This is a genomic window from Photobacterium damselae subsp. damselae (genome assembly GCF_038086725.1).
Classification (GTDB): domain Bacteria; phylum Pseudomonadota; class Gammaproteobacteria; order Enterobacterales; family Vibrionaceae; genus Photobacterium; species Photobacterium damselae.
Genome location: NZ_CP146970.1, coordinates 2,229,216 through 2,251,029 on the forward strand (window position 1 = coordinate 2,229,216; position 21,814 = coordinate 2,251,029).

Below are 21,814 nucleotides of genomic sequence, written 5' to 3' on the forward strand. Positions count from 1 at the left end.
TCACTTATAACTATGGAAAACATTAACAACAGTTAAGTATTTCCTGAATAAAAGTTGAACTAAATCACATATTTCTATAGTATCTAGCGCTTTATATGTGCATAAATCAATCGGACTAGAGCAAAACTTAATAAAATGTTTGAATTCCCATCTTTTTCGCGTCAATCCGTCAAAAATGACATCTTATCAGGGCTTACTGTCGCGTTAGCACTGATCCCTGAAGCCGTAGCCTTTGCCTTTGTTGCTGGCGTAGACCCTATGGTTGGTCTATACGCAGCTTTCATTGTCGGTCTAGTTACTGCAATCCTTGGCGGTCGTCCAGGCATGATTTCAGGCGCTACTGGTGCAATGGCCGTTGTCATGGTAAGTCTTGTTGCTGATCACGGCATCCAATACCTTTTTGCTGCCATCATGCTTGCTGGTGTATTCCAAATTTTGGCGGGGGTATTCAAACTGGGGAAATTTATCCGAATGGTGCCACACCCAGTAATGATAGGCTTTGTAAACGGCCTAGCGATTGTCATTTTCTTAGCTCAGTTAGGACAATTTAAAGTCACCAATGCCGCAGGTCAGCTAGAGTGGATGCAAGGGACACAGCTCTACATTATGTTAGGTTTAGTCGCTTTAACGATGGCAATCATCTACTTCTTACCAAAACTTACCAAAGCTGTGCCCTCTTCTCTTGTTGCCATTTTAACCGTTACGGCTTTGGTTCATGTTGTCGGTCTAGACTCTCGCACTGTTATTGATTTTGTCCGCTCAATGAGTGGCAATCCAAATGCAACTCTAGCAGGTTCACTACCCACTTTCGCCCTACCCGAAGTTGGCTTTAACCTAGAAACATTACGCATTATTCTTCCATATTCATTGATCCTTGCAGCTGTAGGACTTATTGAGTCACTGCTAACGCTTACCGTTATTGATGAAATGACAGGAACTCGCGGACATGGTAATCGCGAATGTATGGGACAAGGTGTTGCCAATATCACCTGTTCTGTATTCGGTGCCATGGGTGGTTGTGCCATGATTGGCCAGTCAATGATCAACATTAACTCGGGTGGTCGTGGTCGCTTATCGGGTATTACCGGCGCAGTAGGACTGATGCTTTTTGTTCTCTTTGGCGCGCCTCTAATTGAAATGATCCCAGTAGCAGCCCTAGTTGGTGTTATGTTTATGGTGGTTATTGGCACATTTGAGTGGGCAAGCTTTAAGATGATGCGTAAAGTACCAAAGCACGACTTCTTTACCATTATTCTTGTAACATGCGTCACCATTGCAGCCGATCTTGCCGTTGCCGTATTAGTGGGTGTGATCTACTCCGCTCTAGTCTTTGCTTGGAATCATGCAAAACGTATTTATGCCTCGACTCATATTGATGAGAACGGTGCAAAAATTTATCGTGTTAACGGACCTTTATTCTTTGGCTCTACAGCTCACTTCCTAGAGCTATTTGATGCGAAAAATGATCCAAATAACATCATCATAGATTTTGCTCAATCACGAGTTGCTGACCACTCTGCCATTGAAGCTATCGACACCATTGCTGAACGCTATGCAAATCAAGGTAAGACTCTGCATATTAAACACTTAAGCCCTGAGTGCCGCTCTTTACTTAAAAAAGCTGGTAACCTTGTGGAAGTGAATATGCTAGAAGATCCAACCTACAAAGTAGCAACCGATACGTTAGGTTAATCTTGATACTCAGCCCGTAGTTACCTGTGATTACGGGCTTTTTCTATCAACAACATTGCTTTATCTTCCCAACTCAAGCAGTATTTCCTATTCAATATTCTGATTGATACAGGAAAACCATCCATGTTTAGTATTAGTGCACCCGATCGCTCTCATATCGAACAAATCCAACATAAAATTAATAATAAAACCAAACCACTTGGTGCATTAGGTCAATTAGAAACATTAGCCTGCCAGATTGCTCTTATTCAGCAGAGCGAGCAACTCACCATTACTCAGCCCCACCTTGTTATCTTTGCGGGTGATCATGGCATCACTAAACATGGGGTCAGTATTGCACCCAGTGATGTAACAGGACAAATGGTTGCAAATTTCCTTGCAGGGGGAGCAGCTATTAACTGTTTTTGTCGTAGTAATAATATGGATATCTCGGTTGTCGATGCTGGAATTAAACATGAACCAGAGACTCACCCCCACCTGATAAAACAACGATTAGGGGCCGGTACTCATGATTTTACAGCAACGCAAGCAATGAGCCGTACACTTGTCCTTGAAGGAATAAAACTCGGGGCCTCAGTCTGTGAGACACTTTACCAGCAAGGAACAAATTGCATCGGTTTTGGTGAAATGGGAATTGGTAACACGAGCAGTGCCAGTGCCATTATGGCTTTAGCACTCAACCTTTCAGCACAAGAGTGTGTCGGCTCAGGTACCGGTATTAACTCAGAACAATTGGCAAAAAAAACCGCATTAATTGAACAAGCTATCACTCTTCATAAAGATCACTGTCATGATGCGTTTGATATTTTAGCCGCTGTTGGTGGTTTTGAGATTGTGCAAATGGTAGGCGCCATACTACAAGCGGCACAAAATAAAATGATCGTATTAGTTGATGGATTTATCGCAACGGCCGCCGCCCTTATGGCGTGTCAAATACACTCGGATTGTCGTCAGTACTTAGTTTTTTGCCACCAATCACAAGAGCAAGGACATCAAAAAATGCTGACTCACTTAGCAGCCTCTCCTCTGCTTCATTTAGATCTTCGTCTTGGTGAAGGTACAGGTGCAGCGCTTGCTCTGCCATTACTCCATGCTGCATGTGCGTTTTATAACGATATGGCCAGCTTTGATGATGCTGGAATCACTGTGTAGCCTGGAGAATTGTGATGAAATTTCCGTTTAATCGAGAGCAAATACGATATCAGTGGCAATTATTTCTGATTGCCCTGAGTTTTTTTACTCGAATTCCTGTTCCTCAAAATACACCATTTACTGAACAGAGATTAAATCAAGCTAACCGTTATTTTGGCCTAGTTGGTTGTATTGTCGGCTTGCTATCCGCTTTAAGTTATCTGGTGTTTGCCGCCATTTTACCGGTATCGATTGCGATTGGCTTTGCCATGATAACCAGTATGCTGATAACAGGAGCTTTTCATGAAGATGGTCTAGCCGATGTTTTTGATGGTTTTGGTGGTGGTTGGACGGTTGAAAAAAAACTGTCCATTATGAAAGACTCCCGGGTGGGTACCTATGGATTATGCTCACTTATTATGATGCTTGGCTTAAAATGGCTAACCCTCACCTATCTTGCCCAAGACAATGTATGGCTACCAGCTTATGCCCTATTTGTGATGCATGGTGTAAGCCGCGTGGTGGCCGCTTCACTCATCTTCTCTTACCCCTATGTTCGAGCCGATCAAACCAGTAAAGTAAAACCACTGGCAAAACAGCAAAGCCCTTTTGAACTGTGGGTTTTAATCGGTACGGGTTTAGTGCTAGTGTCTATCTTTCCAATCTCTTTAGCTATTTCACTGATTGCGGCTATGGTTATTGTTCGCTTCGCTGCTGGTGCTTGGTTTCAACAACAGCTTGGAGGCTATACCGGTGACTGTTTAGGGGCTTGCCAACAGATCGCCGAATTGATTGGATACTGTGTAATTTTAGCGTTCTACCACCATATTTTAGGGTAATGTTATGACATCAAACAGCGACAAAAACCAACGATATAAAGATCGCCAGCAGAAAGTCAAACAACACATTGATGCCAAAGTAGAAGCGGCTCAACAAGAGAAAGGTCTATTGCTCATCATCACGGGTAATGGCAAAGGTAAATCAACCTCAGGGTTTGGTACTGTTGCTCGAGCTGTCGGACACGGCTATCGCTGCGGAGTTGGTCAATTTATCAAAGGAACTTGGGATTGCGGAGAGCGTAATTTACTAGAGCAACATGGTGTCACGTTTGCTGTCATGGCAACAGGCTTTACATGGGAGACCCAAAATAAAGAAGCTGACACCCTAGCCGCTCAACAAACTTGGCAAGCGTGTAAGAAAATGCTCGCAGATCCGAGTTATGATGTCGTGTTACTCGATGAACTCACCTATATGATTACTTATCATTATATTGACCTTGATGAGTTGATCGAAGCTCTCAATAATCGTCCTCCAATGCAATCGGTTATTATTACAGGCCGAGGCGCTCACCGCTCTCTTATCGAATTAGCCGATACCGTATCGGAAGTTCGCAACATCAAACACGCTTTTGAAAATGGAATCAAGGCGCGACAAGGTGTTGATTGGTAATCATTGCATAACTGTAAGGGGGCGTAAATTTGCCCTCTTCAGTTATTGGGTCTTTGCAAAAAACTCTTTATAATTCCGAGCAAGAATATCCCCCAAGACCATTAAAACACTCAGTGTGTATTAAGAGGTTATAACACAAAGGGGAAGTGAAAGCCTTGCTTAGGAGATATCATGCCTTCACATTTACCAAAAGGGTTCAGCTCCCGATTTCTTAAGATTTTTCATATCTTAGAAGCAATTTTATTGGTTGCAATTACGCTCTCAACCGTAGTTGCCATGGTCAATGAATTTATTCATGTCATTGTAAATAAACAAATTTTACTAACTGACATCCTATTAATGTTTATCTATCTAGAAGTATTGGCCATGGTTCAACAGTTTGTTGCCAATGGTAAAATACCAGTGCGCTATCCTATTTATATTGCGATTATGGCTATTGCTCGCTATATCACTCTTGGTATGAAAGAGCTAAACGGTGAATTTATTGTTTGGTTATCACTCTCTGCATTTATCCTAGCCGCAGCAACCCTAATTATTCGCGCCGGTCACCATTACTGGCCGTATAAAGAAGATGATTCACACGAATAAATAAAAAGGGAGCTCACCAAGAGCTCCCTTTCTCTATTAATAAGCCACGTCTAACCGAGCTTTACTTTTCTGTGTAGCCTTACATTGGCACTACAACTTGCGCAAGTAAATAGCCAATCACACATGCACCAACTACCCCAATAAGACCAGGTGCCATAAAGCTGTGGTTAAAATACCATTTACCAATCTTAGTAGTACCTGTCACATCAAAGTTAACGGTTGCAATATCTGATGGATAATTTGGAATAAAGAAATAGCCATAAGTTGCTGGCATTAGACCAATCAAAAGTGCAGGATTTAGTCCCATAGCCAAACCGACAGGTAGCATCATACGAGCCGTTGCCGCTTGCGAGTTTACCACTACAGAGACAATAAATAGCGCTAATGCAAATGTCCAAGGGTAGTTTTGAACCATCTCGGTAATACCCGATTTAAATGATGGCATCGCATACTGGAAATAGGTATCACTCATCCAAGCAATACCAAAAATAGCGATTGCAGCAACCATACCCGACTTAAAGACAACGCCTTCTGGAACTTTCTGCACGTTAGTACGAGTAACCAATAAAATTAAACCACCAAATGCCAACATCATCATCTGAATGACAAGAGACATTGAAATCGGTTTCGCATCACCAATGGTGCGAATTTCAGGCACCATCGCAATAATCACAATAGAAATCAGCGCCAAAATAAACAACATAACAGCATGCATTGCCGATTTTGGTAACGCTTCATTTAATGAGGTCGATGTTGTATTTTTAATAGTCTCAGCCCAAATAGGATCTTTTAAGCGTGCTTGATATTCAGGGTCATCAGCAAGCTCTTTACCACGACGAAGGCTATATAAAGAAAGTAGAATCGTACCTAAAAGAGTCGAAGGTACAGTAACCATCAAAATGGTTAGAAGGTGAATACTTTCATTTAAGCCCGATAGTTGTGCTAAGTAGTACACCACCGCTGCTGAAATTGGGCTCGCGGTAATGGCTAACTGAGAAGCTACCGAAGATGCAGCCATTGGGCGCTCAGGACGAATACCATTTTTTAGGGCAACATCGCCAATAATAGGCATGATTGAATATACAGCATGACCTGTACCTAACATAAATGTCATGGTGTAAGTCACCAATGGGCCCAATATTGTCACTCGTTTAGGATTGCTGCGTAGAATTCTTTCAGCTACTTGAAGCATGTATTTTAAGCCACCAGCTGCTTCAAGAATCGAAGCACACGTCACAACGGCTAAGATAATCAGCATAACGGTGATCGGTGGTGATGTCGGAGGCATACGGAAAATAAACACTTCCACAATTAAGCCTAAACCAGATACAACACCTAACCCTATGCCGCCAAAACGACTGCCTGCATACAGCACAAGCAACAGGAATAAAAACTCCAAGTACAGCATGATCGCTATCTCCCTATATCGAAATCAATAAATAACCTTAAATAAACTAGGGATAGCTTGCTCCTGCCATTATGCAAACCTATTGATAAATATCAATTTGTTACAATAAAAGTATTTTTATAAATAGTTATGTGAAGAATCGCAGACATTTTCCAGTAGCGCGAAACAAATACGCTACAAATTAAAAACAGCAACAAAACTCACTGATGTTTTTTAAACAACAAAATAAAGGGAGAATAACGTGCTATAACATAAACGCCACAAAACCCCATCCTCCCCCTTATTCTTAACAAATGTCAAAACAAGGGCTATGTCTCACTACTTTTTCATTGGGATCTGTTAACGTCATTAAAGATTATCCCATGTTCATGTTGTGTTCGTATCTCATACTGATCGACTACACTGGATAAGTACCACACCAAAGTAACAGTTATGTGGGAACATGATATCAATTACTGATAAGGATGAAGTAATGCCAACAAAAGTCTCTGAGTACATGACCGCTAAAGTGATTTCCGCAACGGCAGATACCGGATTAAGAGAAGCGTTCTTTTTAATGAAGGATGAAGATATCCGCCATTTACCTATTATTGATAATCAAGGCGATCTGATTGGAATCATCAGTGATAGAGAGTTGCGTCGACCTAACTGGGTTGATGAATCCCCGGATATTGGCCATGAATATCAACTCAGTGATGACCTTAATGTTGGAGATGTCATGATCAAAGATGTGATATCTGTCCGTACTTACGACACATTAACCAAAGCAATTAGTATTATTCTTGAACACAATGTTGGTGCAGCACCTGTGCTCAATAAAGCCGGAGAGTTAGTTGGAATGCTCTCTGCTATCGATTTACTGCAAGCTTTCCAAGATACTCTAGAGAGCCAACGCTCAAATAAAAAGAAGAAAAGTGCCGCTTAATCACTCGTAGTTTAAGATCTACCTCATAATAAAAAACCGCAAGTTACCTTAAGTAGTAACTTGCGGTTTTCTTATTTAGTACACTTGTTTGCCCACTAAACAAAAACTAGACGGGCTTAATTTGAAGCAGAGGTTTGTTCTTCAACTTCAGGGGCCTCAGTCTGCTCTGCACCATCAAGACGCTTTTTCTTACTCGGCTCTGCTGTTGCTATCCATGCTGCGCAAAATAGCGTTAATCGAGCAAAAAAGTAGAAAAATGCCATCAAACCAATAATAGAACCAAATGCAGCGCCCGATGGAGATTGAGCCAACTTAGGTAGCATAAATGTCATCGCAAACTTGATGCCTTCAAATCCGATTGCTGCCATTAACGTACCAAGAATCAAAGCCTTTCGCTCTAGCTTTTTCTTAGGCAACATCCAATAAATCCACAAGAACATCAGATAGTTTGCGCTAATGGAAATAGTTAATGCAATCGTTGTTAAAACCGGCCTTAACCAAGTAACATCATTTAATCCTAATGCATTTACAATACTTGCTTGAGCAGAGCCTGCAATCGATGTTAAGGCTACTGTGAAAATAAGTGCAGCCACCAATCCGGTTAAGGCAATAAAATCTTTACCATACTGTAATAGAATATGATCTTTATCTTCTGGTTTCCGTTCCCATACATCACGTGTTTGTGCCCGAACGGCTTCTCGAAGGTTGCCCATCCAACTAATACCCGAGTAGAGAGCAATCGCAAGACCACTTAACCCCACCGTTGTACGCTGGTTCACCGCTGTATTAACTGTGTTTTTCAGGGTCTGAGCCAAACTTGGGTCTGTTACTCCATTTACAATTTTATCGATAATATCTGTTAGCAAATCGGCATTAGAAGCAAGAATAAAACCGGCAGCCGCAAATAACACCATCAAAATCGGGATCAAAGATAAAAAGGAAAAATAGGTGATAGCGGCACCAAACTGACTACCAAGTCGATCATTAAAGCGATCGGCAGCTCGAATGAAGTGAGCAATCGGTGGTAAGGCTTTGATTTTTTCTAATAACCACATTGCTGCTGCTGTGATTTTCTGAACAACTGTGCTACTCGTCTTTTCTGATACTTCGTTAGTCATAATGCTCAAAATTGTCTGAATAAACTGAAATTTAAGCGCCATAAAAATGGCTTGTTATAGCTATTGTATCGATAATGCAGGGTTTTGCTTATAGTTTTGATGAAAAAACTGACTTTTTTTACCTTCACCTTACATAACTGCGTCCAAACTAACAAAAACAATAAAGGCTCATTCATCTACTGAATGAGCCTTTATTTCTTAGTTACTTAATTAAATAACCCTTTCAACAATTGATCCGCTGCATTTTTCAGATCTTCGTTCTTTCCTTCACCACCAAAGATCTTCTCAAGGCCTCGATTGATCTCTTTTTCCGCTTTCTGTTTTAACGTATTGTTCTTAAGCAGCAGCTGTTTGAGATCTAAACGGTATTCAGGTTTATCCCAATTGCCTTTAATCTCAATCGGCACAACTAATTGTCCATTGGCTTGTTTATGATCCGAAATTAAGGCATTCACCGTAAAATCAATCTGCTCAGACACAAGATTCGTATTACCTGACCCCGATACATTAAACAAAGGCGAATGAGCCGCTAAATTGCTGGTACTTGCTACCCCATTTTTAATCGTAATCGCGGCAGATAATGATGAAAAATCTGTTTTCTTCTCGGCGCTAGCTCCGTCGATAGCTTTGCCTTTAAGCTTAGCTTTCGCTTCTCTGATCATCTCAGGTAAATTCACACCATATAGTGCACCATTATTGATACTGGCAGTCACTGAACCATATACATGCTGACGAATACTTTGCTCAGACAAGCCTTGACCCGATAGACTCACATCCAAATTTGCCGTACCCGCTAACGAATCATTATCGGCAAGTGCTTTTAATAATGGTTGAATTTGAACGCCTTTAATACGAGGACTAAAACGATACTTTGCTCGTTGTGGATTTGCATCAACCATTGCTGTCGCATCAACCGTACCTCCGTATAGTTTCGCATGTAGCTGTTTTAAATTAAGCACGCCATTTAAAATACTCATCTGCATTTTTACATCAGAAATATTCACATTAGCGACATGTAATTTATCAACCGCCAACTGACCATTGAGATCAAAGCTCTTCAATGCTGATAAATTAGGTTCTGTTACTTTGGTTTGAGAGACCGAACCTTTGGCAACATCAGAAGCTTGAGATGATTTAGATTCTGTTTGCGCAATAGTTGCATTTTGCTTTGATGACATACCCAGCCATTTATCCACATTAATATCTGGACTGTGTAAATCAAATTGAAGTTTCGGCTTGGTACTGGCTTGATAAGATAACTGACCTGTTGCGGTTACCTCATCAGCTACTAATTTAATATTTGATAATGAAGCTAATTTTTCTGCAACAAGGTATTGTGCATCACCATTCAGTGCAATCTTCATTTCAGGACGAGGTAGCATTGCACCACTTAAATCGGCAGTTAAAGCAATCTGTTCAAACTCAGCCTTAGTCAACGCTTTATCTAGGTTAAGACGTAGAGCACCTTGGCTTGCAAACTTTAGATTCGGTATGCTGCCCTGTGTTTGATACTTAATTGTTGCCCATTGACCAAAATCAAAATGGTCAAGACTTAAACTTAACTGAGGAATATGGAAGGTTTTACTTTCTGCACTTGCTGTAAAATCCACATCTTTTAGAGCTATGTGTTTATAATTTGACGATAAATTGAATGAGGTTTTACCTTTAGCACTAAAGCCAATTCCATTCGTATTACCATCTAAATCAAAATTCATCGCGCTCCATTGACCGGGAATAAAACGATCTAAGTTTAAATTTAAATTCGTGAGAAGTGTGGCACTGTCTGTCTGGTCATTATTAATGGTCGCACTGGCATTTGTCACCTCAATGCCAGCAAGAGAGATGGCCCAAGGCTGTTCAGATTTGGTTGCTGGATCATTTTGCGTCTTGGTTGATTTTTCAGAATGAGCACTCGACTCACTTGGTGACTGGCTAGCTTCACCTAAACCATCGAGGTTACTTACTCCATCTTTGCGAGTCTCAATAAAAATATGAGCCCCATTTAAGATAACCTTACCAATCTCTAATTGATGAGAAAATAGCGGCATAACCGATACTGACAACTCAGCATCTGTAAATTTCATCAAATCAGGTTCCGTAAACCCATTTGGATTACGAAATGCCGTTTTACCTACAGTTAACCCTAAAGTAGGGAAAAATCGCCAACTGATATCACCATCGATAACTAAATCTCGTCCAGTCGCTTTTTTCACTTGTTCACTGATCAGTGGTTTAAATTGATTTGGGTTAACGAGCGTCAAAAGTGCCCCGATACCCAACGCAATGATCAACAGTAATGCGACCACAACGTAAAAGAATTTTTTCATCGGATTCCCTATAGATTTTCTTAAATAGTTATTCCTAACACGTTACGCTACCCCAAGTTACTTTATTTAGCCAAAACAGATGCCTTGTAACTTGAATAACCACGTTAAAGATAAGCCTAGCCAATAGCTTTGAGACCATAATAACCAATGGAAGTTTAAAGCGGTAGCAAAGAAAAAGGGCAACCTTTATGGCTGCCCTTTCCTGATTCAGTTAATTAGCAATTATGCTTCTTTATCGTCTTCATTGATACGACTTGCAACAGCACCTTGCTGATTCTTATACTTTGCGTCTGCACGCTTATTATAAGGTTTTTCAGCAGGACCTGATAATGTCTCAAAGCTTAATGCGCCAATTGGCATGTGAGGACGTAAAGCTAATGGCAAACGACCACTGTTATAGAACTCAAGAACAATACGACCAGACCAACCTGGATCAATTCGATGAGCGGTAACATGAACCATTAAGCCAAGACGAGCCAACGACGAACGGCCATCTAGCCAACCCACAATATTAGCAGGTAACGTCACCGATTCATGGGTAACAGCAAGCGCCAATTGTCCTGGGTGAAGGAAAAAAGCTTCATCTTCAGCGACTTCAATTTCATCACTCATCACTTTATCAAGTTGAGCAGAAACTTCTTCTTTTCGACCAGAAAGATCGATATATGGTGCACCGTGATCATTGAAGATACGGAATTTATTACCAAGAGAAACATCAACAGTCAAACCACTGATGCAGTCATCTGACGGGCGTGGTTCGATGCTGATCTTGCCTTCATCGAGATATTTTTTAATATCTTTATCACAGAGTCTCATGAGAGTTTTCTCCAGAAAAAGCAAAACTTAAACATAAACAGCCCTGTTCAATTTAAGTCAGCAACAGATCAATTTATAAAAATAAGGCTGACTCAATGGCCAGCCTCAAGAAAAATATAATCTTACGATTTCAGTAATTTGGCAATATGCGCTTTTAAGACATCAATCGCAATTCGGTTCTTACCGCCGCGAGGAACGATAATATCGGCATACTGCTTAGATGGCTCAATAAATTGCATGAACATTGGACGTACTGTTTTTTGATACTGAACTAAAACAGATTCCATTGTGCGACCACGCTCTGCTACATCACGCTGAAGACGGCGTAATAAACAGATATCTAGCGGCGTATCCATAAAGACACTAGCGTGCATTAGGTTACGTAAACGAGGGTCAGTTAGAAGCAGAATACCTTCTAAAATGATCACTTTCTTTGGTGTCATTGTTGAGGTTTCTGTCATACGAGTATGTTCGCTGTAGCTATACTGAGGTACTTCAACTGACTTACCTTCCATAAGCATTTGTAGATGATCACATAGCAGATCGTGATCCAATGCATTTGGATGGTCATAGTTAGTCTTAACGCGCTCTTCCATGCTTAGGTGACTTTGATCGTTGTAGTAACAATCTTCCGTAATGACACCGATCTGATGATCGCCAACTTTTTCTTTTAATTCATTGTAAACAGTACTGGCAATCAAACTTTTACCGGATGCAGAAGCACCTGCAATACCGATAATAACGCATTGGTGTGAGTTTTCAGACATATCAGAAAGCACCTGTTGATACGAGGAGAGTAAATAACGATAAATAAACCGCACGATTATAAGCAGTTGGCCCAATAGATGCCAGTAAAAATCTGGCATCTGGCACGTTTGCTTGATTTCTATTCAAGATAAAGCGATTTATGCCTTACATTGTGCGAATAGTAATCTGCTCTGCAATAGGCTTACCTTCCCAGTATAGGCGACTTGCTACCTGTCCTGCGAGTTCAATATAGGCTTGAGCATGTTCAGATTCAGGATGAGCGGCAACCGTTGGCTTACCATTATCGATATCTTCTCGGATCTGAATATGCAGTGGTAACTGTGCTAGCAATGGTACCGAATAGCTTTGAGCCATTTTCTCTGCACAACCGGTTCCAAAGATCGCCTCATGGTGACCACAATTGCTACAGATGTGATAACTCATGTTCTCAACGATACCCAGTACAGGTACATCGACTTTGTTAAACATGCTGACACCTTTAATCGCATCAGCCAAAGCCAAATCTTGAGGGGTTGTAACCACTACCGCACCGTTTACCGGAATTTGCTGAGCTAGAGTAAGTTGAATATCACCCGTACCCGGTGGCATATCAATAACAAGATAGTCTAAATCAGGCCACCAAGTTTCATTAATAATCTGCGCTAATGCTTTTGACGCCATTGGACCACGCCAAATAGTTGCACTTTCAGCAGGGACTAAATACCCCACCGAGTTTGTGTACAAACCACAGGACTCAACAGGTAGCATCATTTTACCATCTGGAGATTGAGGCTTTTCATTGACAGTACCAAGCATCATAGGAACTGAAGGACCATAAATATCAGCATCTAATAAGCCAACTTTAGCCCCTTGTTGCTGCAAGCCTAATGCAAGGTTTACCGATGTGGTTGATTTACCAACACCACCTTTGGCTGAACTCACTACAACAATATTTTTGATACCTTTTAATGGCGCCTTTTCACCTGCAGCAAGGGGAGCTACTCGGCTTTTAACCTCAAATTCCACCGCTACATTTAATTGTGATTTTTCTTGTGCAAGCCAAGCATTTAATTGTTCTATCAAGGTTGCTGCTGCAAAAGGAAGTGTAATCGAGACAGTCCCCTGAGCCGAAACTGAAACCACATTAGGAATATCGGCCCACTCAGGATGTAACCAAGGGTGCTCGAATTGATTTAACCAACGGCAAACATCACTGACGCTTTCAAAACGTGTGATCTTTTCATTATTCATCTTCTATGCGCTCCGTTCGATGTTCATTCCTTTAACGCTGTTTTATTAAGCAATAAATAGAGAAAAATGAACATTATAGGGTAAGGCATGATTGCCTTTTCTTGGCCATACTATCACTAAAGTCAATAGTTCGCCTGATTTCCACTCTTTTGATATGAATTCTCTTATCTCTGCTAGGCAATAGCCCCGCCATCGGGTACTATTTGAGGCTACGTTTTTTACCCATCATGAGCGAAATAAGTAATTATGGCTGCAAATCCAAGAAAAATTCTGGTGACCTGCGCCCTACCGTACGCTAACGGTTCTATCCACCTTGGTCACATGCTAGAACATGTGCAAGCGGATATTTGGGTGCGCTACCAGCGCCTTCGCGGCAACGAAGTTCATTTCATTTGTGCAGATGACGCACACGGCACTCCAATCATGCTTAAGGCCCAGCAGATGGGTATGGAACCTGAGCAGATGATCGCTGAAGTGAGCAAAGAACACCAAGCGGACTTTGCTGGCTTTGATATCGATTTCAGTAACTACCACAGCACCCATTCACCGGAGAACCGTGAACTGGCTTCTTTTGTTTATAACCAGCTTAAGCAGCAAGGTTACATCACAAGCCGCACTATCTCTCAACTGTTCGATCCTGAAAAAGAGATGTTCCTACCGGATCGTTTCGTTAAGGGTACTTGTCCTAAGTGTGGCGCTGAAGATCAATACGGCGACAACTGTGACAACTGTGGTGAAACATACAGCCCAACGGATTTAATCAATCCAAAATCGGCAGTATCTGGCGCAACACCAGTAATGAAAGATTCAGAGCACTTCTTCTTTGACCTGCCTCAGTTCGAGAGCATGCTAAAAGAGTGGACTAAATCAGGTGCGCTACAAGACGAAACTGCAAATAAAATGCAAGAGTGGTTCGAGTCTGGTCTGCAACAGTGGGATATTTCTCGTGATGCACCATACTTCGGCTTTGAAATTCCTGGTGAAACTGGCAAATACTTCTACGTATGGCTAGATGCACCAATTGGTTACATGGGCTCATTTAAGAATCTATGTGACAAGCGTGACGATCTAGACTTTGACGAGTTCTGGAATAAAGACAGTTCAACTGAGCTATACCACTTCATCGGTAAAGATATCGTTTACTTCCACAGCCTATTCTGGCCTGCAATGCTAGATGGTGCTGGTTTCCGTAAGCCAAATAATGTCTTTGTACATGGTTACGTAACAGTAAACGGCGCGAAAATGTCTAAGTCAAAAGGTACCTTCATTAAAGCAGGAACTTACCTACAGCACTTAGACCCTGAATGTCTACGTTACTACTACGCTGCAAAACTAAACAGCCGTATTGACGATCTAGATCTAAACCTAGAAGACTTTACTCAACGCGTAAACAGCGATGTTGTAAACAAGATCGTTAACCTAGCTTCTCGTAATGCAGGTTTTATCGCTAAACGTTTCGACGGCAAGCTTGCTGAGCGTTGTGCTGAGCCTGAACTGTATGCAGAATTTGTCGCTGCAGCTGATCGCATTGGCGCACTGTACGAATCTCGTGAATACGGTCGTGCTATTCGTGAAATTACGGCTCTTGCAGACAAAGCAAACCAATATGTAGATGAAAAAGCACCTTGGGTTGTAGCAAAAGAAGAAGGTAAAGACCTAGAGCTACAAGAAATCTGTTCTATGGGTATTAACCTATTCCGCGTGCTAATGGCTTATCTAAAACCAGTTATGCCAAAACTTGCAGAGCGTACAGAAGCATTCCTAAATGAAACACTAACTTGGGAAGGTATCGCTCAGCCATTAACAGCTCATGAAGTAACTAAGTTTAAAGCGCTGTTTAACCGTATTGATCCAAAGAATGTGGAAGCGATGATCGAAACATCTAAAGCCGATGCAGCAGCTGAAATGGCAGCAAAAGAGCAAGCAGAAGCAGCACAGCAGACCGAGCTAAGCAAAGAGCCAATCGAACCTGAAATTGAGTTTGATGACTTTGCAAAAATCGATCTACGTATTGCGAAGATTATCTCTTGTGAATCAGTGCCAAAGGCTGACAAACTGCTTAAGTTCCAACTTGATATTGGCGGTGAAACTCGTCAAGTATTCTCTGGTATTAAAGCGGCTTACAACCCAGAAGACCTTGTAGGTAAGCTAACAGTTGTTGTTGCTAACCTTAAGCCTCGTAAGATGAAGTTCGGCATGTCTGAAGGTATGATTCTTGCTGCGGGCCCTGGTGGTAAAGATCTTTGGATTCTAGAACCACACGAAGGTGCACAACCTGGTATGCGCGTAATGTAAGCTCACATTATGTGATTAATTATAAATGCCAGCATTTGTTGCTGGCATTTTTATATCGACAAATATTGTATTTAAACAAGACTTATCCCCTTATATTTCATTCACTTATAGCATACAGTGTTAATTGTATGTTGAATCTTGATCCAGCTCCGCACTCAACTCTCAATTATGCATCAAGCGCCTTAATGTGATTAATAAATAGCGATCTTGCTCATAACTAAAATTTATAAAAATCCTTTATATTGCACACCATTAACGGGCAACGGAACGCTGCTACGAAAAACTAAAATGCAGCAAGATGCACCAAAAGAATACATATCCCCCTTTCTTTTGAATCAATGTTAAGGATTAACTATGACCTTTAGCGTAATTATAAACCTCGCCATATTTCTTGGTCTTATCGCCTTTCTGTATCACATGCAGGCAAAACATTATACTTTCACTAAACGAGTCTTTGCCGGTTTAGGTTTGGGTATTGGCTTTGGTGCTGCACTGCAAATATTCTATGGTTCAGGTTCGGAAGTAATTAAAACGTCGATTGAATATTTCGATATCGTTGGTGTCGGTTATGTTCGGCTACTGCAAATGATCATCATACCTTTGGTAATGGTGTCGATTATCTCAGCCATACTAAAGCTTAATGGCGGCACCTCTTTAGGTAAAATCAGCGGATTAACCATTGGTGTATTAATTTTTACCACCATGATTGCAGCTCTTGTTGGTATCTTAATGTCGAACCTATTTGGCTTAACGGCCGAAGGTCTTACTGCTGGTGCGGCTGAAATGGCCCGAGCGAAAAACTTAGAAACGACATTAAGTAATGTTGAAGCTATGTCATTTGCTAAATTAATGATTGAGTTTATACCGGCAAACCCATTCTTAGATATGACAGGTGCACGTCGAACATCAACCATTGCAGTGGTCATTTTCTCTATCTTTATTGGATTATCAGCCACCGGTATTGCCCGTAAAAAACCTGAAATCTTTGCTCAATTTGAAAGCTTCATCAAAGTTGCACAAGCTATTGTAATGCGAATGGTAACGCTAGTATTACGTCTGACACCATTTGGTGTGCTTGCGCTAATGACCAAGGTAATCTCAGGTTCTAATTACGCTGATATTATTAACTTAGCTAACTTTGTGATCGCATCTTATGCTGCACTTATCTTAATGTTTGTCATTCATTTAGCATTAGTGGCACTTGTTGGTATTAATCCTATCCGTCACTTGAAAAAAATCATGCCAGTACTTGCCTTTGCTTTTACCTCGCGCACCAGTGCAGGCTCGATTCCAATGAACGTGCAAACACAAGAAAAATGTTTGGGTATCCCAAGCGGTATTGCAAATTTTGCAGCCTCTTTTGGTTCCACTATCGGTCAAAATGGCTGTGCGGGTATCTACCCAGCCATGCTTGCAATTATGATTGCACCTACTGTTGGCATTAACCCTATGGACTTTGGTTTCATCTGTACCTTAATTGCCATTATTACTGTCAGTTCATTTGGTGTTGCAGGTATCGGAGGCGGAGCAACTTTTGCCGCATTGATCGTTCTCTCTGCAATGGATATGCCTGTTGCTCTAGCGGGCCTACTGATCTCCATCGAACCGCTGATTGATATGGGTCGTACAGCTCTGAACGTTTCAGGCTCAATCACGGCAGGAACAATTACCAGTAAATTGATGGGCCAAACAGATATGAACGTCTTTAACAGCGATGAAGTTGTTAACCTTGACGGTGAAGAGAGCGCAGCTTAACTATAATTTACTACTTATTAAGGAGGTGAACGTATCACCTCCTTTGTTATAGCAAGGAATCACAATGAAAATCATAATTATTGGTGGCGAAGCGGCTGGTATGAGTGCTGCAGCAAAAGCAAAACGTATTGAGCCTAATGCTGAAATTGTCGTCTATGAAGCATCAAAAGTGATCTCATTTGGCGCGTGCGGCCTGCCTTATTTCATTGGCGGTGAATTTGATAATGCAGAATATATGGCTGAATTTACCCCAGAGCAATTTGCCACCAAAGGCATCACAGTCTTAACAGAGCATCGAGTTCTCTCTATTGATGATAAGAGCCAACAGCTGACTGTTGAGCACTGCGGCGAAACATTCACAACGAACTATGATCGCCTTATGATTGCCACAGGAGCGAAAGAGATCTTGCCACCAATTGCAGGACTCGATAAACAAGGCGTTTATTCTCTACGAAAAATGCAAGATGGCTTAACCATAAAACAGGCTCTAGCCTCACCTACATGTCAGCACGTGACCGTTATTGGTTCTGGATTTATCGGACTTGAAGTCGTTGAAGCTCTGATTAATCAAGGTAAAGATGTTCGCCTTATTGAACGAGCAGAACGACTTATCCCAGATGCTTTTGAACCTGAAATTAGCCAGCTCTTGTATCACGAACTAGAGCAAGCTGGCGTCAATATTCACCTTAATGAATCAGTTGAGGCCGTTGTTGGAGACCACCAGGTTACCAGCATTAAAACTGACCAAGATATTTACCCAACCGATATGGTGATTTGCTGTACCGGTGTCAAACCTAATACCGAATTTTTACATAATACACGGCTAGAACGACTTTCTAATGGTGCGATTATTATCGATCAGCAAGGCAAAACATCCGTAGAAAATATTTGGGCAGCCGGTGATTGCGCCACAATTTGGCATGCTCAACTGCAACAGCCTGTCTATGTTCCCCTTGCTACAGGTGCCAATAAAATGGGTCGCTTAGTGGGAGAGAACTTAGCAGGAAAATCCCTACAATTTGAAGGTACCCTTGTAACCAGTTGTGTGAAAGTTTTAGGCTTAGAAGCAGGTCGAACTGGTTTGTCAGAAGCGCAAGCTCAAGCCGAAAATATTGACTATCGCTCAGTTTTTATTAGTGATAAGTGCCATACAAACTATTGCCACGGTCAATCCCCTCTTCATATTAAGCTAATATATCAAGCTCAAGATAAAAAAATCATTGGAGCCCAAATGATCGGCAATAAAGGTGCAGTCCATCGTATTGATGCATTAGCCGTTGCTATCACTTTAGGAGCGACAACGGACCAACTAGGTATGATGGATTTTGCTTATGCTCCACCATTCTCTCGTACTTGGGATATCATGAACGTAGCAGGCAATGTTGCCAAGTAAATACAATCATTCACTGGGCTCAATAGCCCAGTGAATATTTATTCAATCAAAGTCATTTTATAAACTGTAAAAAATATCCAACCTAACTATTTTCTCAAAACCATTCCTTGTAAGCATTTGTTAACCATTAACCTTTCCTCTACATTTCGCTATCAATATGAGCAAAAGAATAATTTTCAGCCAATTTTCATAGCTTGAGAATTACGCAATTATTCTACTATTCAACAGATTGATATGCCGATAGACTCGAAAAAACCGAAGAAATTACTCGAAAAAACATAAACCGAGTAAATAACGGAGGGTTTTATTGCCACAAATGTTAACAAACAGTAAAAAATATCGCTTATTGAACACTATTTCCATTTTAAAAATGTGATCTAACCGAGATCTTGCATTTTAATTTTATTTTTTACTTCGCTTTAACACCTGTTCTACTGCTACCCTGCGTAGCACCTCTGGTAAATGAATTACAGAGTGAATAATTATAAGGAGCATTCAATTAATGAAAGCAGAGAAGAAAAAAATGTCCCTAACCGGCCGAGTCATTCTTGGTATGGTATTAGGTATTTTGACAGGGTTTATTATTCGCAGTCTTTTTGCTGATGTCGCCTTTATCCACGACTACATCGTTAACGGTCTATTTGATGTAGGTGGAAAAATCTTTATTGCCAGCTTAAAGATGCTCGTTGTTCCACTGGTCTTTGTCTCTCTTGTTTGCGGAACCAGTTCGCTTAAAGACATTACAACGCTTGGACGTCTTGGTGGTAAAACTCTAGCCTTCTATATTGCAACAACGGCTATTGCTATCACCTTAGCACTCACCATGGGTACGCTGTTCAAACCAGGCGCAGGTGCGGATCTGACTGCAGCAACATCATTTAGCGCCAAAGAAGCGCCATCTTTGGGTGATGTTATCATTGGTATGTTCCCAACCAACCCTATTAGCTCAATGGCTCAAGGCAATACGTTACAGATCATTGTATTTGCGATTTTATTTGGTATTGCCATTAGTGCGGCAGGAAAACCAGGCGAACGTTTAGCGGCAGTATTTTCAGATCTCAATGAAGTCATCATGAAATTGGTCGCTCTATTGATGAACATTGCGCCATTTGGTGTGTTCTTCCTAATGGCAAAATTGTTCACAGGATTAGGCCTTGATGCCATCTTCAACTTATTAGGTTACTTCCTAGTCCTAACAGCTACACTACTTATCCACGGCCTAGTGACATATTCGGTGATGCTAAAATCCTTTACCGGACTTAGCCCGAAGACCTTCTTTAAGAAGATGGAAGATGCCATTATGTTTGCCTTCTCAACTGCATCTTCTAACGCAACCATTCCTGTTACGATGGAAACAGCAACCAAACGTATGGGCGTAAACAATAAGATCGCTTCGTTTACCGTACCGCTTGGTGCAACCATTAATATGGATGGTACTGCTATCATGCAAGGTGTTGCGACGGCATTTATCGCTCAGGCTTTTAATATTGATTTAACCATGAGCGATTATCTTGCAGTTATTATGACGGCAACATTAGCTTCGATTGGTACTGCTGGCGTTCCTGGTGTGGGTCTTATTATGCTAGCCATGGTTCTTAACCAAGTAGGCCTACCTGTTGAAGGTATCGCTCTGATTATGGGTGTAGACCGCTTGCTTGATATGATTCGTACTGCAGTAAATATTACAGGCGATACGGTTGTGACCTGTATTGTGGCAAAATCTGAAGGTGAATTAGATTTAGATCGCTTCCACGATCCTCTAGCTGGTGAAGAAGATGAAACGGTTTCTTTTCACGGTCGCGAGCAGCAAGCCAGTTAAATAGATAAATAACAAGTAAGACAGGTTAAGGCGACTTAGTTGGGGCTAAGTCGCCTTTTCTTTTATGATGAAGATAAAATATTAATGTTCTGTAGTAGTGCAACCTTGCACCTTAGCAGCGCAAACTTATTTACATCAATATTTAACGAATTGATAAATAACAAAAAAATATTGGTATTTTCTTTGCTGCTTTTTCTTCTAAGCAAATAGGGAGAGAGCTTCATGGTATTATCAATCATCATAATTCTATTCATATTCACAGTCTGTTGTGGGTATGTTATCTATCGTTACAACCGAGAATCTCAAGACCTACAGCAGCAATTTAATCAGATTATCGGATTACGACAGCTAATCTTCTTACTGCGATTTCACCGTAGAGAGAGTCATAACCGCTTACTAAAGCCGACCGAAAAACAACTCAATATTGAACAATCTTTACCTGAAAGTATTGCAATTCAAAGCTTACTTTTATCTCTACTTGGTCAAGCAGAGCACCAACACCGCCCAATGTTTCGTTTACTTAAGCAAAGAACCCTACCCATTTTAGAAGAGTGGCCTCACTATAGTATCGCCCGTAATCAAGCCGTTCATGGTAAAGCTATCCGCCATGTTTTCTATTTGATCGATGATTTAGTCACTCAGGCACTATTATCTGCCGATCAAGAAGAAGTGTTTAAACAGTATCAACTGGCATGGCCAATGATTTTAAATGCGTTAGATAGCCTTGCTCGCTTTCGCTGCGATATTGAGTTAACCAGCAAGCCCAAACAGCACTATTATCAAAGTTTACAAATACAGCTCAAAGTGATTGAACGTCGATTAAAGCAAGTCTCTTTGATTCAACAGCATCAACTACCAAATATTGCGTTCGATGATCTTGAGTACAAATTCAATCAACTCAAACACAGTGATAAACAGCCGATAGATGCGCAACAATCGCTGTATTTTTTATCTCAACAGATCTCAGATTTTATCTTTACCCTATTTGATTTAATGCTAAAAGACATTGCCCTATCAATTGATGTTCGGATGCCCGATATTGCGCCACAGCAACAGCCAAATATACTCACCCTTCAATCGAATAAACCATAAAAAAACCC

Annotated in this window: 17 protein-coding genes; 11 read left to right on the forward strand and 6 right to left on the reverse strand. The window is 41.1% G+C overall.

The features are described 5' to 3' along the window. Positions 1–135 precede the first annotated feature (135 nt). The 5 genes from WAX86_RS09930 (at position 136) to WAX86_RS09950 (ending at position 4,860) form a co-directional block, all read left to right on the forward strand. Positions 136–1,692 (forward strand): SulP family inorganic anion transporter, encoded by a 1,557-nt coding sequence (locus tag WAX86_RS09930; RefSeq protein WP_341488728.1) that lies wholly within the window; start codon positions 136–138, stop codon positions 1,690–1,692. Positions 1,693–1,815: 123 nt separating this feature from the next. Next, entirely contained in the window at positions 1,816–2,844 is a 1,029-nt protein-coding gene (gene cobT, locus WAX86_RS09935) for a nicotinate-nucleotide--dimethylbenzimidazole phosphoribosyltransferase (protein ID WP_341488729.1), read from the forward strand. A gap of 14 nt (positions 2,845–2,858) precedes the next feature. Beyond that, complete coding sequence (locus tag WAX86_RS09940) at positions 2,859–3,662, forward strand: adenosylcobinamide-GDP ribazoletransferase (RefSeq protein ID WP_341488730.1); 804 nt, start codon at positions 2,859–2,861, stop codon at positions 3,660–3,662. A 4-nt stretch (positions 3,663–3,666) separates the two neighbouring features. Next, positions 3,667–4,272, forward strand: a complete 606-nt coding sequence (cobO, locus tag WAX86_RS09945; protein WP_005298493.1) for a cob(I)yrinic acid a,c-diamide adenosyltransferase — start codon at positions 3,667–3,669, stop codon at positions 4,270–4,272. Positions 4,273–4,443: 171 nt separating this feature from the next. Next, complete coding sequence (locus tag WAX86_RS09950; RefSeq protein ID WP_036763499.1) at positions 4,444–4,860, forward strand: phosphate-starvation-inducible protein PsiE; 417 nt, start codon at positions 4,444–4,446, stop codon at positions 4,858–4,860. 79 nt (positions 4,861–4,939) lie between these two features. Here WAX86_RS09950 and WAX86_RS09955 read toward each other — a convergent pair whose 3' ends face one another. Further along, entirely contained in the window at positions 4,940–6,268 is a 1,329-nt protein-coding gene (locus WAX86_RS09955) for an anaerobic C4-dicarboxylate transporter (RefSeq protein ID WP_005298489.1), read from the reverse strand. Positions 6,269–6,740: 472 nt separating this feature from the next. Between WAX86_RS09955 and WAX86_RS09960 the strand changes: the two genes are divergently transcribed. Continuing rightward, on the forward strand, positions 6,741–7,193 hold the full coding sequence (locus tag WAX86_RS09960; protein ID WP_068947071.1) for a CBS domain-containing protein: 453 nt from the start codon (positions 6,741–6,743) through the stop codon (positions 7,191–7,193). A gap of 116 nt (positions 7,194–7,309) precedes the next feature. Here WAX86_RS09960 and yhjD read toward each other — a convergent pair whose 3' ends face one another. From yhjD to apbC, 5 genes are all read right to left on the reverse strand, one after another. Further along, positions 7,310–8,248, reverse strand: coding sequence for an inner membrane protein YhjD (gene yhjD / locus WAX86_RS09965; RefSeq protein ID WP_275667594.1), 939 nt, complete (start codon positions 8,246–8,248; stop codon positions 7,310–7,312). Between the two features lie 269 nt (positions 8,249–8,517). Continuing rightward, complete coding sequence (locus WAX86_RS09970; RefSeq protein WP_341488731.1) at positions 8,518–10,638, reverse strand: AsmA family protein; 2,121 nt, start codon at positions 10,636–10,638, stop codon at positions 8,518–8,520. A gap of 222 nt (positions 10,639–10,860) precedes the next feature. Further along, positions 10,861–11,454, reverse strand: coding sequence for a dCTP deaminase (gene dcd, locus WAX86_RS09975; protein ID WP_036763495.1), 594 nt, complete (start codon positions 11,452–11,454; stop codon positions 10,861–10,863). 122 nt (positions 11,455–11,576) lie between these two features. Further along, positions 11,577–12,221: a uridine kinase gene (udk, locus tag WAX86_RS09980; RefSeq protein WP_005298478.1), complete on the reverse strand. Its 645-nt coding sequence runs from the start codon at positions 12,219–12,221 to the stop codon at positions 11,577–11,579. A gap of 145 nt (positions 12,222–12,366) precedes the next feature. Further along, positions 12,367–13,452, reverse strand: coding sequence for an iron-sulfur cluster carrier protein ApbC (gene apbC, locus WAX86_RS09985; RefSeq protein WP_341488732.1), 1,086 nt, complete (start codon positions 13,450–13,452; stop codon positions 12,367–12,369). 246 nt (positions 13,453–13,698) lie between these two features. On the opposite strand from apbC, the gene metG reads away from it, so the two are divergent. The 5 genes from metG (at position 13,699) to WAX86_RS10010 (ending at position 21,806) form a co-directional block, all read left to right on the forward strand. After that, a complete protein-coding gene (metG, locus tag WAX86_RS09990; protein WP_005298474.1) occupies positions 13,699–15,747 on the forward strand; it encodes a methionine--tRNA ligase in 2,049 nt (682 codons plus the stop codon). A 354-nt stretch (positions 15,748–16,101) separates the two neighbouring features. Continuing rightward, positions 16,102–17,502, forward strand: coding sequence for an L-cystine transporter (locus WAX86_RS09995; RefSeq protein WP_005298471.1), 1,401 nt, complete (start codon positions 16,102–16,104; stop codon positions 17,500–17,502). A 64-nt stretch (positions 17,503–17,566) separates the two neighbouring features. Then, the gene (locus WAX86_RS10000; protein WP_238070590.1) at positions 17,567–18,895 is read left to right on the forward strand and encodes a CoA-disulfide reductase; all 1,329 of its coding nucleotides are present in this window, start codon (positions 17,567–17,569) and stop codon (positions 18,893–18,895) included. Between the two features lie 502 nt (positions 18,896–19,397). After that, complete coding sequence (locus tag WAX86_RS10005) at positions 19,398–20,714, forward strand: dicarboxylate/amino acid:cation symporter (protein WP_065172627.1); 1,317 nt, start codon at positions 19,398–19,400, stop codon at positions 20,712–20,714. Positions 20,715–20,936: 222 nt separating this feature from the next. Further along, a complete protein-coding gene (locus tag WAX86_RS10010) occupies positions 20,937–21,806 on the forward strand; it encodes a hypothetical protein (protein WP_341488733.1) in 870 nt (289 codons plus the stop codon). Positions 21,807–21,814 lie beyond the last annotated feature (8 nt).

Excerpts from the sequence above, each read along its gene's own strand:
- apbC (WP_341488732.1), bottom strand. The coding sequence starts at position 13,452 with ATGAATAATGAAAAGATCACACGTTTTGAAAGCGTCAGTGATGTTTGC.
- WAX86_RS09950 (WP_036763499.1), top strand. The coding sequence starts at position 4,444 with ATGCCTTCACATTTACCAAAAGGGTTCAGCTCCCGATTTCTTAAGATT.
- WAX86_RS09995 (WP_005298471.1), top strand. The coding sequence starts at position 16,102 with ATGACCTTTAGCGTAATTATAAACCTCGCCATATTTCTTGGTCTTATC.
- WAX86_RS09930 (WP_341488728.1), top strand. The coding sequence starts at position 136 with ATGTTTGAATTCCCATCTTTTTCGCGTCAATCCGTCAAAAATGACATC.
- dcd (WP_036763495.1), bottom strand. The coding sequence starts at position 11,454 with ATGAGACTCTGTGATAAAGATATTAAAAAATATCTCGATGAAGGCAAG.
- WAX86_RS09955 (WP_005298489.1), bottom strand. The coding sequence starts at position 6,268 with ATGCTGTACTTGGAGTTTTTATTCCTGTTGCTTGTGCTGTATGCAGGC.
- WAX86_RS09960 (WP_068947071.1), top strand. The coding sequence starts at position 6,741 with ATGCCAACAAAAGTCTCTGAGTACATGACCGCTAAAGTGATTTCCGCA.
- cobO (WP_005298493.1), top strand. The coding sequence starts at position 3,667 with ATGACATCAAACAGCGACAAAAACCAACGATATAAAGATCGCCAGCAG.
- WAX86_RS10000 (WP_238070590.1), top strand. The coding sequence starts at position 17,567 with ATGAAAATCATAATTATTGGTGGCGAAGCGGCTGGTATGAGTGCTGCA.
- cobT (WP_341488729.1), top strand. The coding sequence starts at position 1,816 with ATGTTTAGTATTAGTGCACCCGATCGCTCTCATATCGAACAAATCCAA.
- metG (WP_005298474.1), top strand. The coding sequence starts at position 13,699 with ATGGCTGCAAATCCAAGAAAAATTCTGGTGACCTGCGCCCTACCGTAC.
- udk (WP_005298478.1), bottom strand. The coding sequence starts at position 12,221 with ATGTCTGAAAACTCACACCAATGCGTTATTATCGGTATTGCAGGTGCT.
- WAX86_RS09970 (WP_341488731.1), bottom strand. The coding sequence starts at position 10,638 with ATGAAAAAATTCTTTTACGTTGTGGTCGCATTACTGTTGATCATTGCG.
- WAX86_RS10005 (WP_065172627.1), top strand. The coding sequence starts at position 19,398 with ATGAAAGCAGAGAAGAAAAAAATGTCCCTAACCGGCCGAGTCATTCTT.
- yhjD (WP_275667594.1), bottom strand. The coding sequence starts at position 8,248 with ATGTGGTTATTAGAAAAAATCAAAGCCTTACCACCGATTGCTCACTTC.
- WAX86_RS09940 (WP_341488730.1), top strand. The coding sequence starts at position 2,859 with ATGAAATTTCCGTTTAATCGAGAGCAAATACGATATCAGTGGCAATTA.
- WAX86_RS10010 (WP_341488733.1), top strand. The coding sequence starts at position 20,937 with ATGGTATTATCAATCATCATAATTCTATTCATATTCACAGTCTGTTGT.